The organism is Vibrio sp. ZF57 (assembly GCF_001691235.1).
Taxonomy (GTDB): domain Bacteria; phylum Pseudomonadota; class Gammaproteobacteria; order Enterobacterales; family Vibrionaceae; genus Vibrio; species Vibrio crassostreae_C.
Genome location: NZ_MAKD01000041.1, coordinates 82143 through 82447 on the forward strand (window position 1 = coordinate 82143; position 305 = coordinate 82447).

The window sequence follows — 305 nt, forward strand, 5'->3', positions numbered from 1 at the left end:
TAGCGCGACCGTTGCCATCGATGAAACCGACAAAGCGGTAACGACATCAGGAACATTGACCAGTACCGACGTAGATAATCCAGATAATGCATTCACACCGGATTCAATTACTGGCACCAACGGTGACCTGACTATTGATGCCAATGGTCATTGGTCGTTCACCGCGAACAGTGCGTTTAACCAATTAAACGTCGGCGATAAAGTTGAAGAAACCTTCACGGTGTCGTGTGTTGATGGCACACCCTCGACGATCAAAGTGACGATTAACGGCACTAACGACGCCGCTACTGTCAGCAGTGCGACCG

At 49.8% G+C, this 305-nt stretch carries 1 protein-coding gene; it reads left to right on the forward strand.

Annotation, left to right across the window (positions count from 1 at the left end):
• Positions 1 to 305: VCBS domain-containing protein (locus A6D97_RS04945; protein ID WP_206208207.1), on the forward strand; the 305-nt coding region annotated here is incomplete at both ends.